Below are 8,633 nucleotides of genomic sequence, written 5' to 3'. Positions count from 1 at the left end.
AAGCGATATATATAAGAGATAACATTATTGATACAGGATAAAACGAACCATCGGTGATTTAACTCCGATGGTTTTGTTTTATCCATAAATCGGAACCAGTTCCGATTTTATATTTACTCCAAATGAAAGGGTGATAAAAATGACAGAAAAAGAAATCCGTGACCGACTTTATTATATGTACAAGAACGGTCATGTGATTACACACACAGAAACAGGAGAGTATAAATTTCCGTATAACATAAGATTTTATTTTCCTGATGATGAGGATATGAAAAAACTTAAAGCGTATCTTGACAGATGTTACAACAAACTTAGGCAACTTTCTCAGTAACTATAAAAATAATTTTATATTATCATAATAATAAAAATATCGACTTTTTACGCAAACCATGGTAATATAAAAATAAATTCTTCTATAATTAACTGAAAGAAGGTACCAATCTGAAAACTAAGAATGTTGAACTTGTAAAAAACGAAATAATAATCCGTAAAATGAATCACCCGTCCTGTGTTACCTCATTTATACGTTGTGTTAGTTTATGTATAAAACGTAAGATAAAAAACATTAAGATAACATTGGATTGTGCCAAAGGAAGTATTTTTCCTGATGCTTGCCTTCCTATTTCAATTTTAATAAAGTTTTATCACTCAACTTTTGATATTGAATTTATTGTTACCAATGAGGATTCATATTTAAGTAAATGTGGCTTTTTTAATCCTTTTGATTTGGAAACTGAAAAAATAAAAACTTTAAGAAATCCTATGGACAAAATATTTGTATTTTCTGAAGAAAAAGAACGAGAAGGTCAGGTTTCAAGTCTTGTACAAGCATATATTGATTGTCTAAGTCGTACTACTAAATGCGGAAAAGATGTACTAAATGGCTTAATTTGGTGTATTAATGAGGTTATGGATAATGTTCTTGTTCATAGCCAATCAAAATATGGGTATGTTATGGCTCAATATCATAAAAGGAAAGAAGTATTTGCTCTCTGTGTTTATGATTGTGGAATTGGAATATACAATTCACTAAAGTGCAGTTCTCATAAACCTGCTTCTGAAATAGACGCTCTTACACTTGCAATACAAGAAGGTATAGGTGACGGTAAAGGACAGGGTAATGGCTTGTATGGTCTTTTTGAAATTGTAAAAGAAAACAACGGTAGATTAGTAATTTCTTCCGGCTACTCTACATTAATGTTGAGAAAAAATGAACTCATTAAATTTGAAAATGACGTTATCGTTTCAGAACAGTATCCCTGTACCACTGTAGACTTTCAACTTGATTTATCAAAAGATATTGATTTAAAAACCTCTTTAAGAAATCTTAATGGATTTGACGGATTTGATATAAGAATTGATGATATGTGGCAAGATGACGACGTTCTTAGATATGATGTTTTCAAACAATCATCTGGTACTGGTACAAGAATTGCAGGTGCAGAGTTAAGAAATGATGTTCTTAATATTCTCCAACGAGCACAATCTCCTATTATTCTTGATTTTGTAAATGTGCAAGCTTGCAGTTCTTCTTTTATCGATGAATTTCTTGCTAAAATGGTTATTGAAATCGGATTTCTGCAGTTTAACAAATTGATCAGGATCAAAAATATGAATTCTCTTGTTTCGCACCTATTTGACCGTTCAGTTGCATTACGGTTTCATCAAAATGTAAATGATGGGTTAAATTAGGTTAAATAAAGAATAATATTGTAAAATGGGGTTTACAAATTCTATAATTGCAGTATAATATAAATAGGGATAATCCCTATGCTTTTGATGTTTGTGCTCGGTTGTGAGAGTTACAAACGGAAGTCTTCATAAGGTTTAGCATGAACCCGTTCCAACTATGTCTTTAAGGCACAAAATGCTTATTTAAAAAACAAAGACCTGCTTTTTGCAGGTCTTTTCTCTTTATAAAAACTTAGTACATACCTTGACAGAGGTTACAATAAACTTAAGCAACTTTCTCAATAAGTCACAAAAAGTCAGGAACTGATTGACAAATAAAAATATAAGTGTTATGTTTTTAATATAAGGAGGCAGAACAATGAAGTACAAAAACAAAATCATATCAACAATATTAGCGATTATGCTTGCCCTTTCAACTACAGTGTTGACGAGCTGTGGTGATGATAAAAATACAGACTCAACACAAACCACAACAACATCATCAACAAAGAACAACACAGATAAGAACACAAAAAATACAACCGATGAAATCGAAACAGAAACAAGAACAGAGGTTGTAACAGACGACGAAGGTGAAGTGGTTGATGTTATAACAATCGTTGAGCCGGCTACAGACGCAGCAGAAAAAAATAACAACAACGGCGGCAGTTCAAATAATTCTTCAAGCTCCGGCAATTCCGGCAGCAACAGTTCTTCAGGCAATTCCGGAACCGGTTCCGGTACAACCAAACCGACCCAGAAGCCAACCGAAAAGCCTACACAGAAGCCAACTGAGAAGCCTACAGAAAAACCGACTGAAAAGCCGACACAGCCGCCTACTGAACCACCTACAAATCCACCCACTGAACCTCCCACAGAAGCTCCTACAGAGCCTCCGGTAAGTTCTCCGTATATATATCCGTTCGACCCATATACCATTGAACAGGATATGATTAATTACGGTATCTCTCAGGGACTTACATATGATTCGTCCCTGACTTTCGGAAACTGCGGATATAACTCACCTGATGAATTGAACAGCTATTTTGACTCCGCAGACAAAATAAACATTGCCAAGTACAATGCCTGTTTTGGAGCTATTGACAGTGTTGTAAATATGGTAAAGAATGACGGCTATGAAGATGTCAGTGTTTGCCGTTTTCGTCCATATCTTGAACCATTGTCAAACGGCGGTTATCTTGTTTACTGTTTCTACGGTTAAAAATTAAATACCGATTATTCCCTAACCTCCTGCCTCAAACAGGAGGTTTTGTTATATATACAAAGGCAACCTAAATGGCTGCCTTTTTCTTTTTTAAGGTGATTGGTCTTTTGAGGTTTTTGTTCATCTCCTTTCTTACTACTCCGTTCTCCCAATCACCTTTATGACAATTCAAAGCGGCGATTGGCGGCGCCGCTTTTTCATATATATAAAGTCAAATCCATCCTAAGCTAAACTATAAATCTAATATTGGAGGTGATGAATTATTAAAAAACAAAATGCCGCCAAACAAAAAGAAATGAACTGACTCATTTCTATTTTAAAAGAAAGGAAAGAATACTAATGGAAGAAAAGGAAACAAAATTTTCTTTTAAGGTCATTTCCATAGTGCTTGCATTTCTGCTTCTTATTTCTGCTATTCCTATTTCATCAATGGCTGCCGGCGGAAAAATAACCGTCACCGACTCTTTTGTAACATATAAACACAGTGTTAAAAAGCCGGGCACAGACCATATCTTCATATGGGACTGGGCATATATGCCAATGTATGAAATCAACGGTCAGGAAGCCTACTGCATAGACCCGTACAGAAGCGCAGGTTCTACAGCTGAACCAAACTACCCTAATTCTGTATGGTGGAGCTTTTCAAGAGAAAAAAGAGAACAGATTGCGCTTGCTTTAATATACGGCAAGCCGGGAAACTTTGAAGCAATAAACAAGCTCATAGAAAATGACCCCAATGCGGAAACTTTTGAAAAACGAAAACAATTTGCATATCTTGCAACAAAGCTCATTATTTGGCAATACTGTCTTGACCTTAGGGATTTAAACACAGCTGAAGTAAGTGACAGTCAATTTTCTCAGGAACTGTTATGGGCTTTTTTCGGAAGAAATTTTGAGTACACCGTGTCAATGCAAAAAGTATACAATTACATTGACAATCTGCTTACAACTCATAAGACAATACCAAGCTTTGCCTCAAAGTATTCCAGCAACTCTCCTACTATAAAGCTTGAATGGAAAGGCGATCACTATGAAGCGACCTTAAAAGATACAAACGGAGTTCTTGACCGCTTTGATTTCTCAGGAAATCATGATGGCGTGAATATCACTCAGGTTGGAAACACTCTCACACTTTACACAAACCCCGGTGAAACACTTAAATCCTCAGAGATAGTCATTTCAGCAACAAAGGAAATGCCTGTTGATGATACAGACGCACAGCTTATCACATGGGGCGGTGACGGACAAGACATGGTAACAGGTGTTAACGGCTACGCCGACCCTGTTCCCGCTTACTTCAAAGTTGCCGTTGATACTGTTTCGTTGGGAGTTGAGAAAAGCTCAGTTGATTACAACGGTGTTGAGGTTCAAAAGCCTGACTCCCGTTATTCCGGTCTTTACTTTAAGATAACCGGAACTGACGGAACGGAAGAAATTCTTGGTCCAACTGACGTAAACGGACAGATTAGGTCAGGAACAGGCGTGAAAACAATCCGGTGTCAGATTGGTGAAACATACACCATTGAAGAACTTGGACTTAAAAACGGCGACAGCTATTATCTCCCCGATAACTATACAAAGCCTGAACCTGTCACCTACACCCCATCGTCAGCAGACGCAGGCAAGGTTATAATCAAGTCCTTCACCAACTCAGGCGAAACCGACCTTAACTGGAAAATCCAGAAAACTGTAGTGGATGAAAGCGGAAACGTCTATACAGGCAAAGACAAGCTTGCCGATTGGTACTTTAAAATAACCGGAGGAAACTTACCGCCAGAAGGTCTTACAGTTGGTCCGACCGACAGTTACGGCTATGTGGATGTGGACTTTGATTTCCGGTATGACACCACCTATACGGTTGAAGAACTCGGAAAAATGGTTAACGATGAAATTGTTTTTCCTGATGATTACATAAAACCGGAAAATCAGACAGCCTCATTCACAAAAACATCTCAGGATTCATACACGCTTCAAATGAAGTTTGAAAACAAGTACGCTCCAAACGATTTGATTATTAAGAAGTCAGTTGTAAACGCTGAGGGTACACAGCTTACTAAACCTTCATCTGAGTATAGCGGCTGGTACTTCAAAGTGACGGGCGGCAACTTACCGTCTGAAGGTCTTATCGTCGGTCCGACCAACTCAAACGGAGAGCTGTCCGGAACAGTTTCACAGCTTGCCGGAACATCACTGAAGAAAGGCACATACACGGTTGAGGAACTTGGTCTTAAAAGCAGTGACGGAGATTATTATTTCCCCGACATTTACTCAAAGCCGGAAAATATTCAAACTGAACTTAATAACTCTGTTGAAACCGTAACGGTGACAAACACACAGATGAAGTTTGAATATCAAATCCAAAAAACAATAACAGATAAAGACGGAGAAACCATAAGCGCACCGTCAAAACTTCATAGCGGTCTTTACTTTAAAGTTACCGCCCCTGACGGAACATCCACTGTTATAGGTGCAACCGACGAATACGGTAAAACTCCTGCTTATACTGTTACAAAGACAGGCACATATACAGTTGAAGAGCTCGGCACAAAAAACTCCGACGGAAGCTACACTCTGGGCGATGAATTTTTAAACCCAGAAAAGATAAGTTTTGAGATAACATCAGCAGACGCAGGCAAAGTTAAAACCGTTGAGTTTGACAATGACTATGCCGAGTACAGCTACAGCATTAAAAAGTCTATCAAGCAGTCAGACGGTTCCATGATGACTGCGCCTAACGATAAGCTTGCCGGATGGTACTTTGAGGTCACATCCCCAACAGGCGATAAGACCACAGTGGGTCCTACTGACAATTACGGTAATACAAATACAATCGAAGCAACTACAGGTACTTGGACTATAAAAGAGCTTGGAGTTGTGGGAGCTGAAGGCGGTTATGTTATCCCTGATGATTATATGATACCGGCTGCAAAAACTGTTAACATCACCAGAGAGAACGCAAACCAAACCACGGTATTTGAATTTGTAAACACAATGGATTTACACTCAATGGTTGTTCAGAAGCTTTCCGAGGACGACAAAATCGAAGGCATTACATTCTATGCATATATGCCGGACGGAAATGGTGGAATTATTAAAAATCCTGTAACCGGTCAGCCATATGAAATGAGAGCCATTACAGATAAAAATGGATTGGCTGTTTTCAATGAAGTGCCAAGCGGTGTATGGATAGTTCAGGAAGAAAATGTGCCTGAATGGTATATAAAACCTGAACCTCAAACAATTATTGTAAAGGGTAGCGGAGCAAAAGATTTTACTTATTCATTAAACGCTGACGGCGGCATGACTATTACAGGATACAAAGGTACAGGCGGACAGGTTGATATTCCATCTACCATAGACGGATATCCTGTAACAGAAATAGCAGACTATGTATTTAATGCAAATCCCCATGTTATGAGTGTTACCATCCCCGGCACTGTGACAAAAATCGGACAAGCAGCATTTATGTATGCAAGTTTAAAAACTGTTGTCTTGCCCGCAAATTTGGAAGAAATACCTTTCAGCTGTTTCGCAAAATGTCCAAACATACGTAATGTATATGTATACGGTAAAGACACAAAGATAGACAATTACGCTTTCCAAGGTTCCGGTTTTATAGGAATTAATGCCACAATGTATGGTTATACCGGAAGTCCTGCCGAAACATACGCTAATAATAATGGTATCAAATTTGTTTCACTCGGAACCTATGCGGCAAATGAAATTTTGAATGAAGAAGAAACAACAGAAGCTGTAACAGAACCTGCCGAAACAACCGAAGAAATTACAGAAGAAACAGAAGCAACGGAACCTGCTGAAACGATTGAAGCAACTGACGAGGTAACAGAAACCACTGAACCGACAACTGAAACAGTGGAAGAACCGCCCGCAGAAGAAACAACAGAATCTCCAACCGAAACAGCCGATGTTCCAACGACAGAAGAGGAAGCAGGTACGTTGAATAAGAAGAAAGACGATATCTATTATAAAGATGAAAGTCTTGATGTTTCCCTTCCTCCGGAAAATGAAAAGTTAAGTAACTGAGAAAGAGGAAATAGAAAATGACAAACATTAAAAAATCAAGTAGAGTAATATCCCTGCTTTTAGTTTTGCTTAGCATATGCGGGATGTTTACACTTAATACATCCAAATCCTTTGCTGATGAAACAGAAGCAACAGAACCAACGGAAACAGGCGTCACAGCATTAAGCAACAGTGATGAGCAAAAGGAAAACTATGTTTTTATAAACAAGCTGAAAAAAGGAAATCTTGATGTTACAAAGACCGCAGAGGACGGACTTGTTGAAGGCTTCAAATTTCATCTTACAGGTACATCAATGAGCGGTCAGGAGATTGATATGACTGCTGTAACCGAGGCAGACGGTGTGGCGCATTTTAAAGATATTCCAATCGGTACAGATTACAAACTCAATGAAATTGAGATTCCGGACAGATACATAACTCCGGATGAACAGACTGTTGTAATTGAGTACAACAAGCTTACTCAGGCTGCAATGCACAACGCATTGAAAAAGGTCAATATCATTGTTACCAAGACCGCAGAGGACGATGTTCTCGAAAACAGAACCTTTGAAATTTCCGGCACAACAGAGGGCGGACAGGAGTTTAAACAGACAGGCGTTACAAACGAAGAAGGTAAGCTTACCTTTGAGGGTGTTCCTTACGGCGATTACATAGTTAAGGAAATTGATGCTCCCAATTACTATGTAGTTCCGGATGAGCAGGAAGTAACTATCAACGCAGACAAAGATGTGAACCTTACTTTTGACAACACACTCAAAAAAGGCTCTGTAAAAATCTTCAAAACTTCTGAGGACGGAAAGATTTCATCAATTGAGTTTACACTCAAGGGAACATCAGACTCCGGTGAAGAGATTGAACTGAAAGCTGAAACTAACGATGAGGGTATTGCGGAAATTAAGAATGTTCCGATAGGAAAATATACAATCATCGAAACTTTGCCTGAAGACTATTACGTTGAAGTATCTCCTCAGGACATAGAAATTAAGTATCAGCAGACAACAGAGGTAACATTCCATAACACCCTTAAACGTCAGGGCGTTACTGTTCAGAAACAGTCTGAAGATAACAAGATTGAAGGCATTAAATTTCATCTGTATGGAACATCCGACTCCGGCGAAGAAGTTGATATGACAGAAATCACCAATGCCGGCGGTATTGCAGTCTTTGAAGATGTTCCGGTCGGAACATACACGGCAGAGGAAATTGAAGTTCCTGAATGGTATATCACTCCGGAACCTCAGACTGTTGTAGTTAAAGCTGAAATGGCATCTGAAGCAAGCGTTACATATTCACTCAACGCCGATGCAGACCCTGAAGCTGTAGTAGAATCTGTATTCTCATTTATACCTGTATTGGCGGCTAACTTGTTTTCCGGCAACTAAGGTTTGCCTTAGATAAATAACGAAAGGGGGAAATCCGATGAAAAGAATCAGAGCTGTAATGCTTGTCGTTCTTTTGATAATGATGACGGCAATACCTGTATTCAATGTAGCGAGTGCAGACGAAACAGAACCTACAGAAACCACAAGCGTAACTGCAAACAATGATGAACAGAAAGAAAACTATGTCTTTGTAAACAAACTTAAAAAAGGAAATCTTGATGTTACAAAGACCGCAGAGGACGGACTTGTTGAAGGCTTCAAATTTCATCTTACAGGTACATCAATGAGCGGTCAGGAGATTGATATGACTG

Annotated in this window: 6 protein-coding genes; all 6 read left to right on the top strand. The window is 38.5% G+C overall.

Annotated features, from left to right (window positions below; all coding sequences use genetic code 11):
- Nucleotides 1-139: 139 nt before the first annotated feature.
- Entirely contained in the window at nucleotides 140-331 is a 192-nt protein-coding gene (locus B5F08_RS12825; RefSeq protein ID WP_087380300.1) for a hypothetical protein, read from the top strand.
- A 245-nt stretch (nucleotides 332-576) separates the two neighbouring features.
- Entirely contained in the window at nucleotides 577-1,692 is a 1,116-nt protein-coding gene (locus B5F08_RS12820) for an STAS-like domain-containing protein (protein WP_158096314.1), read from the top strand.
- A gap of 358 nt (nucleotides 1,693-2,050) precedes the next feature.
- On the top strand, nucleotides 2,051-2,893 hold the full coding sequence (locus B5F08_RS12815; protein ID WP_087380294.1) for a hypothetical protein: 843 nt from the start codon (nucleotides 2,051-2,053) through the stop codon (nucleotides 2,891-2,893).
- A gap of 342 nt (nucleotides 2,894-3,235) precedes the next feature.
- Nucleotides 3,236-6,940 carry a leucine-rich repeat protein gene (locus B5F08_RS12810; protein WP_087380291.1) on the top strand — a complete coding sequence of 1,235 codons (3,705 nt, stop codon included), beginning with the start codon at nucleotides 3,236-3,238 and terminating at the stop codon, nucleotides 6,938-6,940.
- A 17-nt stretch (nucleotides 6,941-6,957) separates the two neighbouring features.
- Complete coding sequence (locus B5F08_RS12805) at nucleotides 6,958-8,322, top strand: prealbumin-like fold domain-containing protein (protein ID WP_087380288.1); 1,365 nt, start codon at nucleotides 6,958-6,960, stop codon at nucleotides 8,320-8,322.
- 37 nt (nucleotides 8,323-8,359) lie between these two features.
- Nucleotides 8,360-8,633, top strand: a 274-nt coding sequence (locus tag B5F08_RS12800; protein ID WP_143256430.1) for a hypothetical protein, incomplete at its 3' end; no start/stop codon positions are given.

Origin of the sequence: Anaeromassilibacillus sp. An172 (genome assembly GCF_002160515.1) — a bacterium.
GTDB classification, from domain to species: Bacteria; Bacillota; Clostridia; order Oscillospirales; family Acutalibacteraceae; genus Limousia; species Limousia pullorum.
Note: the sequence above shows the minus strand (reverse complement) of the source record. Positions and strands in the feature narration are given on the sequence as shown.

Coding starts and splice junctions, on each gene's coding strand:
- B5F08_RS12825 (WP_087380300.1), top strand. CDS start 140: ATGACAGAAAAAGAAATCCGTGACCGACTTTATTATATGTACAAGAAC.
- B5F08_RS12815 (WP_087380294.1), top strand. CDS start 2,051: ATGAAGTACAAAAACAAAATCATATCAACAATATTAGCGATTATGCTT.
- B5F08_RS12810 (WP_087380291.1), top strand. CDS start 3,236: ATGGAAGAAAAGGAAACAAAATTTTCTTTTAAGGTCATTTCCATAGTG.
- B5F08_RS12805 (WP_087380288.1), top strand. CDS start 6,958: ATGACAAACATTAAAAAATCAAGTAGAGTAATATCCCTGCTTTTAGTT.